Annotated in this window: 20 protein-coding genes; 13 read left to right on the plus strand and 7 right to left on the minus strand. The window is 72.6% G+C overall.

From position 1 onward, the window contains the following. Positions 1 to 264: 264 nt before the first annotated feature. Positions 265 to 1191, minus strand: a complete 927-nt coding sequence (gene mshD, locus ACZ6RC_RS05430; protein WP_391143434.1) for a mycothiol synthase — start codon at positions 1189 to 1191, stop codon at positions 265 to 267. A 109-nt stretch (positions 1192 to 1300) separates the two neighbouring features. On the opposite strand from mshD, the gene ACZ6RC_RS05435 reads away from it, so the two are divergent. Next, positions 1301 to 3112 carry a bifunctional metallophosphatase/5'-nucleotidase gene (locus ACZ6RC_RS05435; RefSeq protein ID WP_391143437.1) on the plus strand — a complete coding sequence of 604 codons (1812 nt, stop codon included), beginning with the start codon at positions 1301 to 1303 and terminating at the stop codon, positions 3110 to 3112. Positions 3113 to 3196: 84 nt separating this feature from the next. After that, positions 3197 to 4063, plus strand: coding sequence for a phosphatidylinositol-specific phospholipase C (locus ACZ6RC_RS05440; protein ID WP_453612380.1), 867 nt, complete (start codon positions 3197 to 3199; stop codon positions 4061 to 4063). Here the strand turns inward: ACZ6RC_RS05440 and ACZ6RC_RS05445 are convergent. The 5 genes from ACZ6RC_RS05445 to ACZ6RC_RS05465 all read right to left on the minus strand — a co-directional run bounded on the left by ACZ6RC_RS05445 (position 4028) and on the right by ACZ6RC_RS05465 (position 9379). Continuing rightward, on the minus strand, positions 4028 to 5461 hold the full coding sequence (locus ACZ6RC_RS05445; RefSeq protein WP_469579480.1) for a sensor histidine kinase: 1434 nt from the start codon (positions 5459 to 5461) through the stop codon (positions 4028 to 4030). The genes ACZ6RC_RS05440 and ACZ6RC_RS05445 overlap by 36 nt on opposite strands. Beyond that, positions 5458 to 6189 carry a response regulator transcription factor gene (locus ACZ6RC_RS05450; RefSeq protein ID WP_391143443.1) on the minus strand — a complete coding sequence of 244 codons (732 nt, stop codon included), beginning with the start codon at positions 6187 to 6189 and terminating at the stop codon, positions 5458 to 5460. The genes ACZ6RC_RS05445 and ACZ6RC_RS05450 overlap by 4 nt, the downstream gene beginning before the upstream one ends. Positions 6190 to 6224: 35 nt before the next feature. Further along, positions 6225 to 7373 carry a S1C family serine protease gene (locus ACZ6RC_RS05455; protein ID WP_469579482.1) on the minus strand — a complete coding sequence of 383 codons (1149 nt, stop codon included), beginning with the start codon at positions 7371 to 7373 and terminating at the stop codon, positions 6225 to 6227. A 143-nt stretch (positions 7374 to 7516) separates the two neighbouring features. Then, positions 7517 to 8539: a LacI family DNA-binding transcriptional regulator gene (locus tag ACZ6RC_RS05460; protein WP_391143447.1), complete on the minus strand. Its 1023-nt coding sequence runs from the start codon at positions 8537 to 8539 to the stop codon at positions 7517 to 7519. A 24-nt stretch (positions 8540 to 8563) separates the two neighbouring features. Next, on the minus strand, positions 8564 to 9379 hold the full coding sequence (locus ACZ6RC_RS05465) for a response regulator transcription factor (protein WP_391143449.1): 816 nt from the start codon (positions 9377 to 9379) through the stop codon (positions 8564 to 8566). Between the two features lie 280 nt (positions 9380 to 9659). Between ACZ6RC_RS05465 and ACZ6RC_RS05470 the strand changes: the two genes are divergently transcribed. The 8 genes from ACZ6RC_RS05470 to ACZ6RC_RS05505 all read left to right on the plus strand — a co-directional run bounded on the left by ACZ6RC_RS05470 (position 9660) and on the right by ACZ6RC_RS05505 (position 15057). Continuing rightward, positions 9660 to 10589 (plus strand): alpha/beta hydrolase, encoded by a 930-nt coding sequence (locus ACZ6RC_RS05470; RefSeq protein ID WP_469579484.1) that lies wholly within the window; start codon positions 9660 to 9662, stop codon positions 10587 to 10589. Between the two features lie 45 nt (positions 10590 to 10634). Beyond that, positions 10635 to 10889 carry a MoaD/ThiS family protein gene (locus tag ACZ6RC_RS05475; RefSeq protein WP_453612393.1) on the plus strand — a complete coding sequence of 85 codons (255 nt, stop codon included), beginning with the start codon at positions 10635 to 10637 and terminating at the stop codon, positions 10887 to 10889. Between the two features lie 10 nt (positions 10890 to 10899). Beyond that, positions 10900 to 12219 carry a hypothetical protein gene (locus ACZ6RC_RS05480; protein WP_469579485.1) on the plus strand — a complete coding sequence of 440 codons (1320 nt, stop codon included), beginning with the start codon at positions 10900 to 10902 and terminating at the stop codon, positions 12217 to 12219. Positions 12220 to 12312: 93 nt separating this feature from the next. Then, entirely contained in the window at positions 12313 to 13002 is a 690-nt protein-coding gene (locus ACZ6RC_RS05485) for an LmeA family phospholipid-binding protein (RefSeq protein WP_391143461.1), read from the plus strand. Positions 13003 to 13267: 265 nt separating this feature from the next. Continuing rightward, a complete protein-coding gene (locus tag ACZ6RC_RS05490) occupies positions 13268 to 13348 on the plus strand; it encodes an Ms5788A family Cys-rich leader peptide (protein ID WP_351229977.1) in 81 nt (26 codons plus the stop codon). A 138-nt stretch (positions 13349 to 13486) separates the two neighbouring features. Continuing rightward, on the plus strand, positions 13487 to 14332 hold the full coding sequence (locus tag ACZ6RC_RS05495) for a sulfurtransferase (RefSeq protein ID WP_469579487.1): 846 nt from the start codon (positions 13487 to 13489) through the stop codon (positions 14330 to 14332). A gap of 53 nt (positions 14333 to 14385) precedes the next feature. Beyond that, positions 14386 to 14673 carry a DUF1416 domain-containing protein gene (locus tag ACZ6RC_RS05500; protein ID WP_391143465.1) on the plus strand — a complete coding sequence of 96 codons (288 nt, stop codon included), beginning with the start codon at positions 14386 to 14388 and terminating at the stop codon, positions 14671 to 14673. A gap of 120 nt (positions 14674 to 14793) precedes the next feature. Beyond that, positions 14794 to 15057 (plus strand): DUF3099 domain-containing protein, encoded by a 264-nt coding sequence (locus ACZ6RC_RS05505; protein WP_391143467.1) that lies wholly within the window; start codon positions 14794 to 14796, stop codon positions 15055 to 15057. 37 nt (positions 15058 to 15094) lie between these two features. On the opposite strand, the gene ACZ6RC_RS05510 is transcribed toward ACZ6RC_RS05505, so the two are convergent. After that, positions 15095 to 15457: a DsrE family protein gene (locus ACZ6RC_RS05510; RefSeq protein WP_137994334.1), complete on the minus strand. Its 363-nt coding sequence runs from the start codon at positions 15455 to 15457 to the stop codon at positions 15095 to 15097. A gap of 104 nt (positions 15458 to 15561) precedes the next feature. Between ACZ6RC_RS05510 and ACZ6RC_RS05515 the strand changes: the two genes are divergently transcribed. Genes ACZ6RC_RS05515 through ACZ6RC_RS05525 form a run of 3 tightly spaced genes read left to right on the plus strand, consistent with a single transcriptional unit; the run spans position 15562 to position 18208 of the window. After that, positions 15562 to 16365: a hypothetical protein gene (locus ACZ6RC_RS05515; RefSeq protein WP_469579488.1), complete on the plus strand. Its 804-nt coding sequence runs from the start codon at positions 15562 to 15564 to the stop codon at positions 16363 to 16365. A 20-nt stretch (positions 16366 to 16385) separates the two neighbouring features. Continuing rightward, positions 16386 to 17201 (plus strand): hypothetical protein, encoded by an 816-nt coding sequence (locus tag ACZ6RC_RS05520; protein ID WP_469579490.1) that lies wholly within the window; start codon positions 16386 to 16388, stop codon positions 17199 to 17201. Next, entirely contained in the window at positions 17198 to 18208 is a 1011-nt protein-coding gene (locus ACZ6RC_RS05525) for a hypothetical protein (RefSeq protein WP_469579491.1), read from the plus strand. The genes ACZ6RC_RS05520 and ACZ6RC_RS05525 overlap by 4 nt, the downstream gene beginning before the upstream one ends. Positions 18209 to 18250 lie beyond the last annotated feature (42 nt).

Genomic DNA, 18250 nt, shown 5'->3' on the forward strand with positions numbered 1-18250 from the left:
CGGGGGGGGTGGGGGTGGGGGGGGGGGGGGGGGGGGGGGGGGGGGGGGGGGGGGGGGGGGGGGGGGGGGCCCCCCCCCCCCCCCCCCCCCCCCCCCCGCCCCGCCAGGGCCCGGCCCGCCCGGCGCCGGACCGGACGTATGGTTCTGCCCCGCCCCGCCACGGTCCGCCCCGCCACTGCCCGCCCGCCCCGGCCCGCCCCGCGCGCGGAGGTCAACCGCCCCCTGTTCGGCGGGGTTTCGGGGGGACCCGGCGGGCCCCGGCCCTCAGGACTCCGTGCGGTACATCAGGTCCACCTCGTGTGTGACGAAGCCCAGCCGTTCGTACACCGTCACGGCCGCCGTGTTGTCGGCGTCCACGTAGAGCATCGCCGTCGGCAGGGTCTGCGCCGCGAGGTGCCGCAGTCCGATCGCGGTGAGCGCCTTGCCGAGGCCGCCGCCCTGGGCGTCCGGCAGGATGCCGACCACGTACACCTCGCCGAGCTGCTCCTCGGCGTGCACCTTCGTCCAGTGGAAGCCGATCAGCCGGCCCTCCTTCTCCGCGAGGAAGAAGCCCTTCGGGTCGAACCAGGGCTCGGCGATCCGGTCGTCCAGGTCGCGCTGGGTGAGCGAGCCCTGCTCGGGGTGGTGGGCGAAGGCGGCCGCGTTCGCCGCCAGCCAGGCCGCGTCGTCCTGGCCGGGGACGAACGTCCGGACGGTGACGCCCTCGGGCAGCACCGGCTCGGGGATGTCGAGCGGCACCAAGGGCCGGCGGAGCTGGCGCAGTTCCCTGAAGAGGGTCAGGCCGAGGACCTGGGCCAGGTGCCGCGCGGCCGACTTCCCGCCGTGCGCCCACACCCGCAGCCGCTTCCCCGAGGCGGCCAGCAGCGCCGTGCCGAGCGCCCGGCCGTGCCCGCGGCCGCGGTGCGAGGGGTGGACGACCAGCTCGGCCGCCGGGGCCTCCACCGGGTCGGTGTCCTCCAGCTGGGCGTAGCCGTAGAGGTGGGGGCCGACCGTGAGCAGGAAGTGCCGCACGCCCTCGCGGCTGCCGCGGCGCAGGTACAGCCGCCCCTGCTCGGACACGGCGTGCATGCCGTCCGAGTGCTCAGCGGCTTCCAGCAGGGCGAACACGTCCTGGACCTGCCCGGGGGAGAGCTCGTCGAGGGTATGGATCTGCCGGCCGGGTTCGAGGGCCGGCGCCACGTCAGAAGTCATGGTGCGAGCCTACGGAATCAACCGAGTCGTAACCCACTACCCCCTGTTGCGCTACGCGCGTTGACTCTAGGCTGCGCGGCAGACTGACTCACAGGAACCAAGGGGAGCGATGTCAGCGACACCGAAGAAGAACAGGGCGAGGCGGCGGATTCTCGCCGCCGGTGCGGGACTTGCCACCGTCGGCGCGCTGGTGGCCGCGATGCCGGCCGGTGCGGCCCAGGACCGGGACCGGTCGTACGGCCACGGCTGGGGCCGGACCGTCGATGTCCAGCTGCTCTCCTTCAACGACCTGCACGGCAATCTGGAGCCGCCGGCCGGCTCCTCCGGCCAGGTCACCCACCTCCACGAGGACGGGACCACCTCGAAGATCGACGCGGGCGGCGTGGAGTACCTCGCCACGCACCTGCGCCAGGCGCGTCAGGGGAATCGTTACTCCATCACCGCCGCGGCGGGTGACATGATCGGCGGCTCGCCGCTGCTCTCGGGGCTCTTCCACGACGAGCCGACCATCGAGGCGCTGAACAAGATGGACCTCGACGTCACCTCGGTGGGCAACCACGAGTTCGACGAGGGCGCGCGCGAGCTGGCCCGGATGCAGAACGGCGGCTGTCACCCGGTCTCCGGCTGTGCCGCGCCGGGCAAGAAGTTCCGTGGCGCCGACTTCCCGTACCTCGCCGCCAACGTGACGAAGGAGAAGACGGGGAAGCCGCTGCTCGACCCGTACTTCGTCTGGGAGCGGAACGGCGTCAGGATCGGCTTCATCGGCGTGACCCTGGAGGGCACCCCGAACATCGTCACCGCCGAGGGCGTCAAGGGCCTGAAGTTCGGCGACGAGGTCGAGACGATCAACAAGTACGCCAAGATCCTGGAGCGCAAGGGCGTCAAGTCCATCGTCGCCCTGGTCCACGAGGGCGGCGCGCCCGCCTCGGCCGCGTACAACTACGACTGCGACAGCCCCGGCCCGGGCGACGGCATCTCCGGTCCGATCACCGAGATCGCCAAGAACGTGACCCCGCAGGTCGACGCGCTGGTCACCGGCCACACGCACCAGGCGTACGTGTGCACCGTCCCGGACCCGGCCGGCAAGCCGCGTCTGGTCACCTCGGCGTCCTCGTTCGGAAAGCTGTACACGGACACCACGCTCACCTACGACCGCCGCACCAAGGACATCGTCCGGACGACGGTCGCGTCGGCCAACCACGTCGTCACCCGTGACGTGCCCAAGGCCGGGGACATGACCAAGCTGATCGGCGACTGGAACACGCTGGCCGCCCCGGTCGCGAACCGGCCGCAGGGCTGGATCGCCGCCGACATCAACGGCCGCGGCTCGACCGCGTACGAGAAGCCGCTCGGCGACCTGATCGCCGACGCCCAGCTGGAGGGCCTCGCCCCGGCGGACAAGGGCGGCGCGCAGCTGGCCCTGATGAACCCGGGCGGTATCCGCGCGGACCTGGTGCACAAGGCGTCCGGCGCCGAGGGCGACGGGGTGGTGACGTACGGGGAGGCCTTCACCGTGCAGCCGTTCACCAACATGATGAACGTCGTGGACCTCTCCGGCGCGAACCTGCTGGCCGCGCTGAAGCAGCAGGTCAGTGGCGCGAACGCGACCTCGGTCAAGATTCTGCAGGTCTCCAGGGGCCTGACCTACACGCTGGACATGACCAAGAGCGGCGCGGACCGCGTCGTGGACGGCTCGGTCAAGCTGAACGGCGTGGCGATCGACCCGGCGAAGACCTACCGGGTCGCGATGAACGAGTTCCTCGCGGGCGGCGGCGACGGCTTCCCGGCCCTGGCGGCCGGCACGAACAAGCTGGTCGGCGCGTCGGACCTGGACCTCTTCAACGCCTACCTGGCGGCCCACTCGACGGCCGCCTCCCCGCTGCCGGTGCCGGCGGCGGACCGGATCACGGTCGTCCAGTAGGACCCGCGGACGAGGCGGCCCGTTTCGACGGGCCGCCTCCTCTCTCTGGCGTTGTTTGACGCGTACCCGTCATACTCGCGTGCCATGGACCGACGAAGCTTTCTCGCGGGAGCCGCGGCGACCACCGCCACCGTCCTCATCGGAGCCCCGCCCGCCCGGGCGCGCTCCCGTGTCCTCGGGACGCAGGACTGGATGGCGGGCCACGGCGACCCCACCCCGCTCCAGAAGCTCACCATCCCCGGCACCCACGACTCCGGCGCCCGGTTCGGCGGTCTCTGGGCCGCCTGCCAGAACACCACCATCGCCCAGCAGCTGGACAGCGGAATCCGCTTCCTGGACATCCGCTGCCGGGTCACCGGGGGCTCCTTCGCCATCCACCACGGCGCCGCCTACCAGAACATGATGTTCGGCGACGTCCTCGTCGCCTGCCGCGCCTTCCTCGCCGCCCACCCCTCCGAGACCGTCCTCATGCGCGTCAAACAGGAGTACTCCGAGGACTCCGACGCCACCTTCCGGCAGATCTTCGACGACTACCTCGACGTGCGCGGCTGGCGCTCCCTCTTCCGCATCGGCGCCGGGATCCCCGCCCTCGGCGAGGCCCGCGGCCGGGTCGTCCTGCTCGCCGACAACGCCGGCCTGCCCGGAGTCCGCTACGGCGACGGCGCGCTCTTCGACATCCAGGACGACTACATGGCCGAGCCGGGCGCCAAGTACCCGAAGATCGAGTCCCACTTCCGCAAGGCCGCCGGCCAGCCGGGCAAGCTCTTCCTCAACTACGTCTCGACCTCGGCCTATCTCCCGCCCCGCTGGAACTCCGACCGCCTCAACCCCCGGGTCCACGCCTTCCTCGACGGCGCGGAAGCCACCGGCTGGAAGGGCCTCGGCATCGTCCCGCTGGACTTCCCCGCCACCCGCTCAGGACTCGTCGAATCCCTCATCCGGCACAACTGACCCGTCCGGCGGGGGAGTCGGCGCGCCCGGCAGGCTGATCACCGCCGCCGTGCCCCCGCCCTCCGCCGGCGTCAACGTCACCGTGCCGCCCGCCTGCTGGACCGTACGGGCCACGATCGACAGCCCCAGGCCCGAACCGGGCAGGCTGCGCGCCGACGGCGAACGCCAGAAGCGGTCGAAGACGTGGGGCAGCTCCTCGGCCGGGATGCCCGGCCCGTGGTCGCGGACCGTCAGCTCGCCCCGCATCAGGCTCACCTCCACCACGCCCCGCGGCGGCGAGAACTTCACCGCGTTGTCCAGGACGTTCACCAGGGCCCGCTCCAGCGCCGCCGGCTCCGCCCGTACGTACCAGGGCGCCAGGTCGGTACGGAAGGTCAGCTCCGGCCCCCGCAGCCGGGCCCGGTCGAGCGCCGAGCGCAGAATGCCGTGCAGCGGCACCACCTCCAGCGGCCCCCGCTCCACCGCCTCCGGACGGGCCAGCTCCTGCAGGTCGCCGATGAGCGCGGCCAGCTCCGTCATCTGCGCCTTCACCGAGGCCATCAGCGCGGCCCGGTCCGCCGCGGGCAGCGCACGGCCCGTCTGCTCGCTGCGGACCAGCAGCTCGATGTTGGTCCGCAGCGAGGTCAGCGGGGTGCGCAGCTCGTGGCCCGCGTCGGCGATCAACTGCGCCTGCAGGTCCCGCGAGGTGGCCAGCGCCGCCGTCATCGCGTTGAAGGAGCGCGACAGCCGGGCCACCTCGTCCTCGCCCTCGACGGGGATGCGGACCGTCAGGTCCTCCGTCCGCGCCACGTGCTCGACGGCCTCCGTCAGCCGGTCCACCGGCTTCAGCCCGGCCCGCGCCACCCACAGCCCGGCCGCGCCCGCGCCGACCACCCCGATCCCGGAGACCAGGAGCAGTACCCAGCCGAGCGTGGACATCGAGTTGTCGATCTCCGCCAGCGGCCGGGCGATGCTGATGCCGATCCCGCCCCGCAGCGGGTCCTGCGGATAGGTGTGGACGCGCATCTCGACGCCGTTGTCGGCCTTCGTCGTGTGCAGCGCGTAGGCCGCCTCGCCCCGCGCCACCGCGAGATCGCCCGGCTGGACGGGGATCGGCGAGGAGCCGTACGTACAGACCTTGCCGTCGGCCAGCACGATCTGCCAGGTGTACGCCGAGCCGGTCGCCGGGACGACCGTGTCCCGGCTCTGGGCGCAGTTGAGGATCAGACTGCCCACCGAGCGCTCGTCCAGCCTGCTGTCGCGCAGCGACGAGTCCATCTCCGCCTCCAGCTGCGCGCGGGTCACGAACCAGCACGCCGCCGACACCGCGGCCACCGCGAGGGCCACCGCCAGCGCCGTGAGCAGCGCCAGCCGGGACCGCAGCGGACGCGACCGGAACCAGGCGACCGGACCGCTCACTCCGGTCCTCCGCCGCGCAGCACATAGCCCACGCCCCGCACGGTGTGCACCAGACGCGGTTCGCCGCCCGCCTCCGTCTTGCGCCGCAGGTACATCACGTACACGTCCAGCGAGTTCGAGCTGGGCTCGAAGTCGAAGCCCCAGACCGCCTTCAGGATCTGCTCCCGGGTCAGCACCTGGCGCGGGTGGGCGAGGAACATCTCCAGGAGCGTGAACTCCGTCCGGGTCAGCTCCACCGGCCGGCCGGCACGGGTCACCTCCCGCGTCGCCAGGTCCATCCGCAGGTCGCCGAAGGACAGCACGTCGCCCGCCGGTTCCGCGGCCCCGGCCGCCGTCGCGGCGTACGAGCTGCGGCGCAGCAGGGCCCGGATCCTGGCGAAGAGCTCGTCCAGCTCGAAGGGTTTCACCAGGTAGTCGTCCGCGCCCGCGTCGAGCCCGGTGACCCGGTCGCCGACCGTGTCGCGGGCCGTCAGCATGAGGATCGGGACGGTGGAGCCGGAGGAGCGGATGCGGCGGGCCGCCGTCAGGCCGTCCATGCGGGGCATCTGGATGTCGAGGACGACGAGATCGGGGGCGTACGTCCCCATCTTCGCGAGGGCGTCGAACCCGTCGACGGCCTCCTCGGTCCCGTACCCCTCGAAGGCGAGGCTGCGCCGCAGGGCTTCCCGTACGGCGGGCTCGTCGTCGACGATGAGGATGCGGCCGCCTTCATTCACCGGACCTGTCATGACCCCAGCGTCGCACGGCTCGCCCGGGCCCCCGTTCAGTTGCCGCCGCCGGAGCGCAGGCCGTCCAGGTCGGCCTTCAGGGTGTCGACCGGGATGGCGAATCCGAGGCCGACGCTGCCGGCCGCGGAGCCGGTGGCGGCGCTGGGGGAGTACATGGCCGAGTTGATGCCGATGATCCGGCCGTTCATGTCGATCAGCGCGCCGCCGGAGTTCCCGGGGTTGAGCGAGGCGTCGGTCTGGATCGCCTTGTAGGTCGTCTTGGACGAGCCGGTGTCGCCGTTGAACTCCCGGCCGCCGAACTCGAAGGGCCAGCCCTGCCGGGGGTCGTACTGCTGCTGCCCCTGCCCCTGGCCGCCTTCGTCCTTGGCGACGGTCACGTCGCGGTCGAGGGCCGACACGATGCCGCTGGTGACCGTGCCGGTCAGGCCCTCGGGCGAGCCGATCGCGACGACCTCGTCGCCGACCTTGACGTCGTCGGAGTCGCCCAGGGTGGCCGCCTTCAGGCCGGAGGCGCCCTTCAGCTTGATCAGCGCCAGGTCCTTGTCGGGGGCCGTGCCGACGACCTCGGCGGCGTAGGTCCTGCCGTCGGAGAGGCGCACGGACAGCTGGGTGGCGCCGGAGATGACGTGGTTGTTGGTGACGATCTCGCCGTCGCCGGTGATGATCACGCCGGAGCCGGTGGACTTGCCGGCGGCGGAGGTCGCGGAGATCTCCACGATGGAAGGGGAGACGGCCTTGGCGACGCCGGCGACCGTGCCCTTGTCGCTCGCGGACACGTTGGTGCCGCTGACGCCGGAGCCGGCCGTCGGGGCGCCGTCCGCGGTGAGCTGCTGGACCAGGGTCGCCGCGCCGCCGCCGATCGCGGCCGCGGCGATCGCCACGGCGGCCATCAGGCCCACGCCGCGCCTGGCGCGGCGGTGCGGCCGGGCGGCCGGGACGGGCGCGGGCGCGGCCAGGGCGACGGGAGGGCCGGCCGGCGGGGGCACCTGACCGCCGTGTCCGCCGTGGCCACCGCCCGGCCAGACCGTCGTGCCCGGCTCGGTGACGACCGGCCCGCCGTGACCCGGCGCCGCCGCCTCGTACGCCGTGCCGTACGTACGGTCGTACGCCGGGTCGTACGGCGGGTGCGGGGGCTGCGGCGGGAAGTACGGCTGCTGCGGCTGCTGCTGGGAAGAGTCCGTCATGGGGACGACTCTCGGATCGACAGATGAGAGGCCCCTGAGGAACGCCTGAGAAGCCCGGCAGAAGTGCGTATGCCCGATATAAAGGCGGCCCGGCCCGCGGTGCGACGGGATGGCGAGCGGTTATCCGCAGGTGCGGCGGGCGGTTATCCGCAGCCGCAGGAGCGGCGGACGATCAGCGCGGAGGGGAACTGCTTCACCCGCTCGCGCTTCGACCCCGCCACCCGCAGCGAGTCGTCGAGGACCAGGTCGACCGCCGCCCGGGCCATCGCCGGGCGGTCGGAGGAGATGGTCGTCAGCGGCGGATCGGTGAGCGCCGCTTCCTTCACGTCGTCGAAGCCCGCCACGGCCAGCTCGCCGGGCACGTCGATCCGCAGCTCGCGGGCGGCCCGCAGCACGCCGAAGGCCTGGTCGTCGGTGGAGCAGAAGATGGCCGGCGGCCGCTCGGGTCCTGAGAGGATCTCGAGCGCGATCCGGTAGGCGTCGTAGCGGTTGTACGGGGCCTGGAAGAGCCGGCCCTCGATCGAGCGGCCGGCCTCCAGCATCGCGCGCCGCCAGCCCTCCTCGTGGTCCGCGACCGGGTCGCCGACGGCCGGGGTGTTGGGGACGCCGCCGAGGCAGGCGACGTACGGGTGCCCGTGCTCCAGGAGGTGCCGGGTGGCGAGCTGGGCGCCGCCGATGTCGTCCGTGACGACGGCGACGTCGTCGAGTGCCTCGGGCCGCTCGTGCAGCAGCACCACGCGTGCGTCCCACGCCTCGATCTCGCTGGCGGCCCGCTCGCTCATGCCCTGGCTGACCAGGATCAGACCGGAGACCCGCATGCCGAGGAAGGCCCGGAGGTAGTGGACCTCGCGCTCGTCGCGGTAGTCCGAGTTGCCGACGAGGACCATCTTCCCGCGCTCGGCCGCGGCCTGTTCGACCGCGTGCGCCATCTCCGCGAAGAACGGCTGCCGCGCGTCGGGGACGATCATGCCTATGAGGTCGGTGCGGCGGGAGGCCATCGCCTGGGCCACCCGGTCGGGGCGGTAGCCCAGCTCCTTGATGGCGGCGAGGACACGCTCGCGCGTGGCCGGGGCGACCGGCCGGGGTCCGTTGTTGATGACGTAACTCACGACCGCGGTCGAAGTACCCGCCAGTCGCGCTACGTCATCCCGCGTCACCTTGGCCACGCGCGGCAGTCTACGCGGGGGGACCTAGCCATTGGCAGGGCGGACTGTGGCGTGCGCCACGTCGGCCGGTTCCGCCGTCGGGGTGACGGAGCGGGCCGTGCCCTTGGCGCGGTCGTCCTTCGCCCGCGCCTCCTCCTTCGCCCGTGCCTCCTCGGCCGCGCGCTCCACCTTCTCCGGCGTGACGAAGCGGTATCCCACATTCCGGACGGTGCCGATCAGCGACTCGTGCTCGGGGCCGAGCTTCGCCCGCAGCCGCCGGACGTGGACGTCGACCGTCCGGGTGCCGCCGAAGTAGTCGTACCCCCACACCTCCTGGAGGAGCTGGGCGCGGGTGAAGACCCGGCCCGGGTGCTGGGCGAGGTACTTCAGGAGCTCGAACTCCTTGAAGGTGAGGTCGAGGACGCGGCCCTTGAGCTTGGCGCTGTAGGTCGCCTCGTCCACGGAGAGGTCGCCGTTGCGGATCTCCATCGGGGAGTCGTCGGCGACGATCTGCTGGCGGCCCATGGCGAGGCGCAGCCGGGCCTCGACCTCGGCCGGGCCCGCGGTGTCGAGGAGCACGTCGTCGATGCCCCAGTCGGCGGTGACGGCCGCGAGGCCGCCCTCCGTGACGACGAGGATCAGCGGACAGCCGGGGCCGGTGGAACGGAGGAGCTGGCACAGGCTGCGGACCTGCGGGAGGTCGCGCCGGCCGTCGACGAGGATGACGTCGGCACCGGGGGTGTCGACGAGCGCGGGGCCCTCCGCCGGGGCCACCCGCACGTTGTGCAGCAGCAGGCCGAGTGCGGGGAGCACCTCGGTCGACGGCTGGAGGGCGTTGGTCAGGAGCAGCAGTGAGCTCATCGCCTCCCGCCCTCCAGCTCTTCGCTGCGCCCGGGCAGGGGGTGCCCCCACTCGGTCGTCGGTCGGTCGTGCTTCGTTCGCTCGCCCATAACGTCGGTTCCTCCTCGGTCCCTGCGAGGACGTTCTGCGGCACTTACGCACTGCTGGTCACACCACTGCGGTCACGCGGCTCTCTCGCGCCCTGAGAGCTTTTGTTCACCCGGCCGTAACACCGGGCGGAAAAGACAAAAGGACCCGGGGGCTGCGTCGCCCGGATCCTCTGCCGAGCACAATAGCCCACATGAGTTCCGAGGCAGAGGGCCGATTTCACATGGTGGATGTTTCCTCGATCACGTACGGCCCTCGGCGCGCCACTCTCCTCACGGACGACGGTGTCCGTATCGAGGCGGTTTACGAACCGTGTACGGCAAGTGTCACCGAAACGGGCGGTGCCGCAACGGCTGTCGTCGTGGCGCACGGTTTCACCGGTTCGGTGGACCGGCCGGCGGTACGGCGGGCGTCCCGGGTCCTCGCCGAGCGGGCGGCGGTGGTCACCTTCTCCTTCCGCGGTCACGGCAGGTCCGGGGGCCGCTCCACCGTCGGGGACCGGGAGGTCCTGGACCTCTCGGCGGCGGTCCGCTGGGCGCGGGAGCTGGGCCACGCGCGCGTGGCGACCGTCGGCTTCTCCATGGGCGGGTCGGTGGTCCTGCGCCATGCCGCCCTCGAGCGGCCGGCCGGGGACCGCGCGCCGGGCGCCGGGGAGCCGGAGGAGGGCGGGAGCCCGGAGAAGGGCGGGGAGCGCGCGCGGGACGGCAGGGGGTACGCCGGGGGCGCGCGGCAGCGCCCCGGGGCGTACGCGGACGCGGTCGCCGCCGTGAGCGCTCCGGCCCGTTGGTACTACCGGGGGACGCCGTCGATGCGCCGGGTCCACTGGGTGATCACCCGGCGGGCGGGCCGTCTGGTCGGCCGCCTCGGCCTCCGTACCCGGATCCACCACCGGGACTGGGACCCGGTGCCGCTCTCCCCGGTGGAGGCCGTCCCGCTGATCGCGCCGACGCCGCTGCTGATCGTGCACGGCGACCGCGACCCGTACTTCCCCCTCGACCATCCGCGGATGCTGGCGGCGGCCGGGCCGGCCGAGCTGTGGCTGGAGCGGGGCATGGGCCACGCCGAGAACGCGGCCGGCGACGAGCTGCTGCGCCGTCTGGGGGACTGGCTCACGCGCGCATAGCCCATCATGGGGAGCGGCGCGCACACGAACGAAGGGAGCGCCGCTATGGCAGCGGGAACCATCCGCTACTGGGCCGCGGCCAAGGCCGCCGCCGGTATCGCCGAGGAGCCGTACACCGCCGAGAACCTGGCGGAGGCCCTCGACGCGGCCCGCGAGAGGCACCCGGGCGAGCTCGTCCGCGTCCTCCAGCGGTGTTCGTTCCTCATCGACGGCGACCCCGTCGGGACCCGTGCGCATGAGACCGTACGGCTGGCCGAGGGCGGCACGGTCGAGGTGCTCCCGCCGTTCGCAGGAGGGTGAACCCCACAGCATGAGCAGCGATCAGCAGCATCCGTACGACCCGTCGTACCAGCCGCCGTACGACCCGTACGCCGACCCGTACGCCGCGCGCCCGGCGGCGCCCCAGGCGCCCGGGCAGCAGCCCGGGTACGACCAGCGGGCGTACGGAGAGCAGTACGGCCAGCAGCAGGTGTACGGGCAGCAGCCCGGATACGGGCAGCAGGCCCACGCACAGCAGGGGTACCCCCCGGCGGGCGGCGAGCAGCAGCCGTACGGGCAGCCGCGGCACGCCCAGGACCCCTACGCCCCCCAGGCGCACGGTCCGCAGGACCCCGGGGTCACCCAGACGTGGGAGGGCCAGACCTGGGACACGCAGTACCAGCCGACCGTCCGGCCGCAGCCCGCCGCGCCGCAGCCGGCCGCTCACGACACCGCGTACCCGCCTCCGCAGGGCCCGTCCGGCTACGAACCGCAGCCCCCGACGCCCCCGCAGCACCACGAGCCCCAGGCACCGGACCCGTCCGCAGCCGTGTCCGCGTCCGCGTCCGTGGCCGAGCCGGGGTACTCCACGCCGACCACCGGCGGCGACACCCGGATCACCGACGCCCAGCGCGCCCGCGCCGAGGGCCGGTCGCCGATCATCGATCCCGGGATGCGGCCCGCCGCGCTCACCGCCGTCCTCGGCGGCCTGCTCGCCGCCGGAGCGGCCGTCGGCCCGTACGCCCTGCTCGTACCGCTCGTCCTGCTGCAGGCCGTCACCGCCGCCGGCTGGTTCCGGCTCAACGGCATGTGGCCGGCCCGCCAGGGCATCGCCCTCGCCTTCCTCGGCGGCGTCACCGCCGACATCGCGCTGCTCGCCGCCGGCCGGGAGCACGCCCCCGCCGCGATCATCGGCACGCTCGGCGTCTGGGTGCTGCTGACCCTCGTCCTGCAGCTGCGCAGCCGCGCCGACGCGGACGAGCGGATGTACGGCCTGATGGCGACCGTCGCCTCCGCCGCCCTGACGATCGTGGCCGCCGGGCATCTCGGAGCCGACCCCGACGCCGTCGTCGTCGGCGGGATCGCGGTCGCCATCGCCACCCTCACCCGCGCCCTGTCGCTCCCCGGGCCCGTCTCGGTCGTCGTGGCCCTGCTCGCCGCGGTGGGCGCCGGGATCGCGGCCGGCGGGGTCACCGACCTGGGCTCCTCCGGAGCGCTCCTCGGCCTGGGCGCCGGGGTCTGCGCGCTGGTCGGCCTGCGGGCCGCGGCCTACGACTATCCCTCCCGCTTCGTCCACATGACGGCCGGTGTCGCGCTGCCGCTTGCCGCCGCCGCTCCCGCCGTCTACCTGCTGGGCCGCGCCCTGGCGTGACGCCCGTCGCAGCTGCCTCCGGGAACCAACCGGCCCCCCGACACGTCGATCAACGTGTCGGGGGGCCGGAGACTTTGGGGGGATGTACGGGCCATGCGAGCACTGCGCGTACTGCTGATCACGGCCGTCGTACTGGGCGGCCTCTTCGTCGGTGTGGACCGGCTCGCCGTCTCCTACGCCGAGTCGGAGGCCGCCGACCGGGTGCGGCTCGGACCGGCCAGGGCCGGCTCGACCGAGGTCGACATCAAGGGCTTCCCGTTCCTGACACAGCTCATGGACAAGCGCCTCGACGACGTCGACGTGAAGCTGACCGGCGTCCAGGCGACGGCCGGCGAGCGCCGGATACGGATCAGCGAGCTGTCCGCCGCCCTCCACGACGTGACGGTGACCGAGGACTACGCGAGCGCCCGCGCGGGCAGCGCCACCGGCACCGCGCTGATCTCCTACGCCGACCTGACCGCCGCCTCCGACAGCGACGTGACCGTCGCCTACGGCGGTGACGGCAAGGTGAAGGTCACCGGCGGCATCGAGATCCTCGGCCGGAAGGTCACCCGCAGCGTGCTCTCCACGGTGACGGTGACCGGCGGCGACACGATCCGGGTCCGCGCGGACGAGGTGCCCGGCGAGGGCATCCCCGGCATCGAGGGCCTGATCCGGAAGCGCACCGATTTCGACCGCACGATCGGCGGTCTGCCGCAGGGCATGAAGCTGGAGAAGGTCGAGGCGCGCGAGGACGGCGTCGCGATCGCCGTGAACGGCAAGGACGTGGCCCTCTCGGGCTGACGCCCCCTCGCGACGGCCCGGGCGACGCGGAGGCCCGGGCGGACGTTTCCGGCCACCGAAGCCCGCCCCCGGACCGCCCCCGCGCCTTCTCGGCCACATGGTGAGACGGCGCTGTCCGAACCGTAGATACAGCGCCCCGACGCCCCCGCGCGGAGAGGTCCCGAGCCCCGGCGCGCCCGCAGCCCGTCTCGTATCTCGGACGATCGCGTCTCAAAATACGACACACCGGTGACACGGCCGCCCGTCCGTCCCTACGATCGTGGGCATGAAGCGACAGGCGGATCTCACGAAGCGGCGGGCAGTAGACCTGTGCCGCGTCGCCGCCATGCTCTGTCGCCCCGTCTGAGCGGAGCCTCCGCGCCCCGCATTCCCCAGGCCCCGCGCCCCCGCACGGTCGGGGCCCCTGTGTAGCCGTACGCACGCGATGCCGCGTACCCGCACCACCTGCGCCACACCGCCGAACACTGCCCCGGAGGAGAACAGCATGAGCCGCAGCGACGTCCTGGTAGACGCCGACTGGGTCGAGGCGAACCTCGACAACCCCCAGGTCGCGATCGTCGAGGTCGACGAGGACACCTCGGCCTACGAGAAGAACCACATCCGCAACGCGATCCGGATCGACTGGACCCAGGACCTGCAGGACCCGGTCCGCCGCGACTTCATCGACCAGGAGGGCTTCGAGAAGCTCCTCTCGGCCAAGGGCATCGCGAACGACACCACGGTCGTCCTCTACGGCGGCAACAACAACTGGTTCGCCTCCTACGCCTACTGGTACTTCAAGCTGTACGGCCACCAGGACGTGAAGCTCCTCGACGGCGGCCGCAAGAAGTGGGAGCTCGACTCCCGCGACCTCGTCGACGGCTCCGACGTGCCCGCCCGCCCGGCCACCACGTACAAGGCCAAGGCCCAGGACGCCTCGATCCGCGCCTTCCGCGACGACGTCGTGTCCGCGATCGGCGCCCAGAACCTCGTCGACGTCCGCTCGCCCGACGAGTTCTCCGGCAAGCTGCTCGCCCCGGCGCACCTCCCGCAGGAGCAGTCGCAGCGCCCCGGCCACGTGCCGAGCGCCCGCAACATCCCGTGGTCGAAGAACGCCAACGACGACGGCACCTTCAAGTCGGACGACGAGCTCAAGGCCCTCTACGAGGCCGAGCAGGTCGACCTGGCGAAGGACACCATCGCGTACTGCCGCATCGGTGAGCGCTCCGCGCTCACCTGGTTCGTGCTGCACGAGCTGCTCGGCGTCGAGAACGTCAAGAACTACGACGGCTCGTGGACCGAGTACGGCTCCCTCGTCGGCGTGCCGATCGAGCTCGGCGCCAACAAGTAGGACCCCGGACCTCCTCCCTCTCCGGACCCCTCGACCGTAAGGACAGAACAGACATGTGTGGAGCGCAGCCCGGCGGCCCCGACGCCTCGACGATCAAGCCCGGTGAGACCACCATCCAGGGCTTCGTGACCAAGGACGGCCAGCCCGTCACCGGTTACGTCCGCCTCCTGGACTCGACCGGCGAGTTCACGGCCGAGGTCCCGACCTCCGCCACCGGCCAGTTCCGTTTCTACGCGGCCGAGGGCACCTGGACCGTCCGTGCCCTGATCCCCGGCGGCACCGCCGACCGTCAGGTCGTGGCGCAGCACGGCGGCCTCGCCGAGGTCGCCATCGCGGTCTGACCGACGCGACGCGAACCGGCCGAAGGGCCGTGCCTCCTGGGGGGTTGGACGCCATTCCCGGGATTTGAGGCACGGCCCTTCGGTCTGCCCGGCGGCGGATCCCGGTCGTACGCTGGAGGCATGTACGCACGCCGGCGGCATGTCTACTTCTGGATGATGGGCATCTGCCTGGCGCTCTTCGTGGGCGCCTGGGCCGTGGTGCGGCTGTTCTCGATGCCCGTCGCCGTCGGCATGTGCGTGGTCGCCATGGTCCTCCCGCCGGTCGCCGCGGTGGTCGCGAACCGGCGGGGACCCGAGGACCGGTGGTGGGACGATCCCTCGGGCGACCCGAAGTCGGACGAGTGGTGGGACGAACTCGACGGCAAGAAGCGCCGGGGGCGGTGAGAGGGAGCCGGCCGGACGACCGGCCGGCGACCGGGGATCAGTAGACGAGCGCCTGGGTGCCGTCGGTCATGGCCTCCTGGACGAAGACCTGCGCGCCGGCGATCCGTACGCCCTCCAGGACGTCCTTCTCCGTGATCTCGCGACGTGCCGCGCACTGCGTGCACAGCGTGATGCGGCCGGCCGCCAGGATCGAGTCGATCAGATCGGGCAGCGGAGCCGCGTGCGGCAGCTCGAACTCGGCCGCGCGCCCCGGGAGCGCGAACCACGACGACTCGCCCGTCAGCCAGAGCGACACCTCGACCCCGCTGGCCACGGCGACGGCCGCCACGGTGAAGGCCTGCGAGCAGCGTTCGGGGGCGTCGGCCCCTGCGGTCACCTTGATCACGAGCTTCTTCGCCATATACCGAACTGTAATGCGAACCGCTGCAACCCCATGCATGACTCACGTGTCAGTTGGGTGCGCGGGTTACGGAATCCGCGCTTCAGGTCTCGTGGGGGGACTTTTTGAACGTCGAAGGAAACACCCCGGATCCGCTGTCGCCTCCTCCGCCGGAGGAAGCGCCGGAAACCGCCCCGGAGCCGGCGCCGGCACCGCGGCGGCGGGGCGCCCGGACCATCGGGCTGATCGCCGTCGCGGCCGTCCTCGGTCTCGTGGGCGGTACCGCGGTCGGATACGGCATCCAGGCCGAGCGCGAGCCGACACCGCTGCCGGCGCTGAACCAGCTCGACCTCGCCTACCCGGCGAAGCCGCTGCCGAAGGGCCAGGAGCCGAAGCCGCTGTCCGCGGCGGAGGACCGGAGCGCCAAAGCCCGGGGCGACCTGCGCAAACTGCTGCTGCCCAAGCCCGCGGGGGCGAAGGACACGGACTTCTCGAGTGAGGACGGCTGGTCGGACGTCGGCGAGTACGCCGACTCGTTCGACGATCCCGGCGCGGCGTTCGCGTATCAGGTGGAGGCCGGGATCCGCCGGGTCGCCACCGCGTCGTGGCGGACGGGAGAGCACCGGACGACGGAGATCCGGCTGGTCCAGTACCGCTCCAGCGACAACCTCGGAGCGCGGGACCGCGTGGAGGACCAGCAGGAGTACCAGGCCGAGGACAGCGACGGGGGCGAGGAGCTCAAGGGCTCCACCAACGGCCGCACCTATGTCCACGGGGTGCGGAAGGAGGCGGGCTACCTGGACCTCTACAGCGCCAGCGCCAGCTTCTACCGCGGGGACGTCGCCGTGGAGATCTTCATGGTCGACACGAAGAAGATCAGCCAGAAGGACATCAGCTCCGTGGCCGAACGCCAGCTGGGGCGCCTGTGAGTGAGGACGGCAAGACCACCGTGACCGATGCGGATGAGGTGTCCCCCGAGACCGTGCCACCGGCGGAGCCGAGGGGGCGCGGGCGCGGGCGCACGCTGCTGACCGTCGTCCTGCCCTGCGTGCTCGTCCTGGGCGCGATCGGCGGCGGCGTCACCTACACGGGTGTCACGGTCGCCTCCGCGGACCGCTCCGCGCCGACCGTGGCCTGGGAGCGGGGCACGTCGTCCGCACAGCCGGACCCGGCGGAGTACGCCCTGCGCGGCAAGACGTCCACACCGCTCAGCAAGCTTCTGCTGCCCGTGCCGGAAGGCTATGTGCTCGGGCCCGACATCGAGTCGTACGGGAACGACGGCGAGCTGGGCGAGAAGGAGGCGACCGCCCTGGTGAAGCAGGAGGGCAAGGGCCTCTCCGGCAAGAAGCGCCGCGAGTACGAGAAGCGGGTCGACCGGCTGGGCATCCAGGGGATCGCCGTCCGCTCGTTCGCGGCCGAGATGAGCGGCATCGTGATGAACGTCCACATCACGCGGATGAAGGACAAGAAGCGGATCCGCGAGATGTTCGAACTGCGGAAGGAGGTCGCCGACTTCCTGAAGTTCCCCAAGGGCCCGAAGATCACCGGCCACAGGAACGCGGTCTGCTACGGGATGCCGCAGAGCAAGGAGGGCACCAAGGCCGAGCGGGAGAAGCTGCTGGACGGCATGGTCTGCGTCGCCTACGACTCCGAAGTGCTGGTCACGGTCAGGGCCACCGGGGTCAGGCCGTTCGCGAAGTCGGCTGTTGCGCGGCTGACCAAGCAGCAGCTCGACCACATCAAGTCCCCGGGGGAGTACGTATGACGACCGAGCAGAAGGCAGCGACGGTGACGGAGACGGTACGGCCCGAGGCCGCTACGGCAGGCGCGGAGGCGGCTCCGGAGACGGTCGGGGAGGCGACGCCGCAGGCCGAGACGGAGGCCCCCGAGGCGCCCGTGACTCGCGAGGCGCCCGTGACTTCCGAGGCCGCGGAGGATGCCGCCGTGCCCCCCGCGCCCGAGGCGCCCGCCGTGCCTCAGACGGCCGAGGCGCCCGCCGAGCCACCGGCCCCCGCCAAGGCCTCGCGGCGCGTGCTGTGGGCCGTCGCCCGCTGGACCGCCGCCGTACTCGTCTGCGGTGGGCTCGGCGCCGGGACCGCCTACGGCATCGCCTCGATGGAGCGCACCGACGTCCCCGGCCTCGCCACCGAGAGCGACGGTCGCTGGGAGTACCCCCGGCTCACCCTCCCGGCGCTCCCGGAAGGCTCCCCGCGCCCCTTCACCACCGGCAACGACGGCGAGGTCCACCACGCCGCCCTGCGCGATCTCGTCCTGCCCGCCCCCGTCGGCGCCACGGTCGAGCCCGGACGGGACGGCGGCTGGGTCACCGTGGATCAGTACCTCTCGATGTACCGCGCGGACGACCGGACGGAGCTCAAGGAGAGCCTGGCCGACTCGGCCCTGCGCCACATCGCGGCGCGCGGCTGGACGACGCCGGACGGCACCGCCACCCGGATCCACCTGCTCCGGTTCACCTCGGTGGCCTCCGCGGAGGCATTCAAGGACGACGCGTTGAAGGCGGGCTCGATGGACGGCCCGCTCCTCGCGGGCGTCGAGGGCGTCCGGATGTCCAGCGACATCGCGGCCGACATCCACGTGCCGTACACCGCCGTCTACACGTACGTCGAGCTCCCGGCGGACACCGAGCAGACCCGCTGGGCCTACGTCCAGGCCGGCGACACCGTCGCCCTGATCACCCAGACCCGCAAGGGCGAGGCGCTCACCGTCCCGTTCCAGCAGACCGTCGCCCTGCAGAACCAGCTCCTGGGATAGCGGGCCGGGGACATCGAGGGGGCTTGAGCCACCTCACAGAGA

The organism is Streptomyces sp. NPDC048353, assembly GCF_055587165.1.

Excerpts from the sequence above, each read along its gene's own strand:
- ACZ6RC_RS05440 (WP_453612380.1), top strand. The coding sequence starts at position 3,197 with ATGGACCGACGAAGCTTTCTCGCGGGAGCCGCGGCGACCACCGCCACC.
- ACZ6RC_RS05490 (WP_351229977.1), top strand. The coding sequence starts at position 13,268 with ATGAAGCGACAGGCGGATCTCACGAAGCGGCGGGCAGTAGACCTGTGC.
- ACZ6RC_RS05500 (WP_391143465.1), top strand. The coding sequence starts at position 14,386 with ATGTGTGGAGCGCAGCCCGGCGGCCCCGACGCCTCGACGATCAAGCCC.
- ACZ6RC_RS05435 (WP_391143437.1), top strand. The coding sequence starts at position 1,301 with ATGTCAGCGACACCGAAGAAGAACAGGGCGAGGCGGCGGATTCTCGCC.
- ACZ6RC_RS05525 (WP_469579491.1), top strand. The coding sequence starts at position 17,198 with ATGACGACCGAGCAGAAGGCAGCGACGGTGACGGAGACGGTACGGCCC.
- ACZ6RC_RS05510 (WP_137994334.1), bottom strand. The coding sequence starts at position 15,457 with ATGGCGAAGAAGCTCGTGATCAAGGTGACCGCAGGGGCCGACGCCCCC.
- ACZ6RC_RS05480 (WP_469579485.1), top strand. The coding sequence starts at position 10,900 with ATGAGCAGCGATCAGCAGCATCCGTACGACCCGTCGTACCAGCCGCCG.
- ACZ6RC_RS05455 (WP_469579482.1), bottom strand. The coding sequence starts at position 7,373 with ATGACGGACTCTTCCCAGCAGCAGCCGCAGCAGCCGTACTTCCCGCCG.
- ACZ6RC_RS05450 (WP_391143443.1), bottom strand. The coding sequence starts at position 6,189 with ATGACAGGTCCGGTGAATGAAGGCGGCCGCATCCTCATCGTCGACGAC.
- ACZ6RC_RS05485 (WP_391143461.1), top strand. The coding sequence starts at position 12,313 with ATGCGAGCACTGCGCGTACTGCTGATCACGGCCGTCGTACTGGGCGGC.
- mshD (WP_391143434.1), bottom strand. The coding sequence starts at position 1,191 with ATGACTTCTGACGTGGCGCCGGCCCTCGAACCCGGCCGGCAGATCCAT.
- ACZ6RC_RS05495 (WP_469579487.1), top strand. The coding sequence starts at position 13,487 with ATGAGCCGCAGCGACGTCCTGGTAGACGCCGACTGGGTCGAGGCGAAC.
- ACZ6RC_RS05505 (WP_391143467.1), top strand. The coding sequence starts at position 14,794 with ATGTACGCACGCCGGCGGCATGTCTACTTCTGGATGATGGGCATCTGC.
- ACZ6RC_RS05465 (WP_391143449.1), bottom strand. The coding sequence starts at position 9,379 with ATGAGCTCACTGCTGCTCCTGACCAACGCCCTCCAGCCGTCGACCGAG.
- ACZ6RC_RS05475 (WP_453612393.1), top strand. The coding sequence starts at position 10,635 with ATGGCAGCGGGAACCATCCGCTACTGGGCCGCGGCCAAGGCCGCCGCC.
- ACZ6RC_RS05470 (WP_469579484.1), top strand. The coding sequence starts at position 9,660 with ATGAGTTCCGAGGCAGAGGGCCGATTTCACATGGTGGATGTTTCCTCG.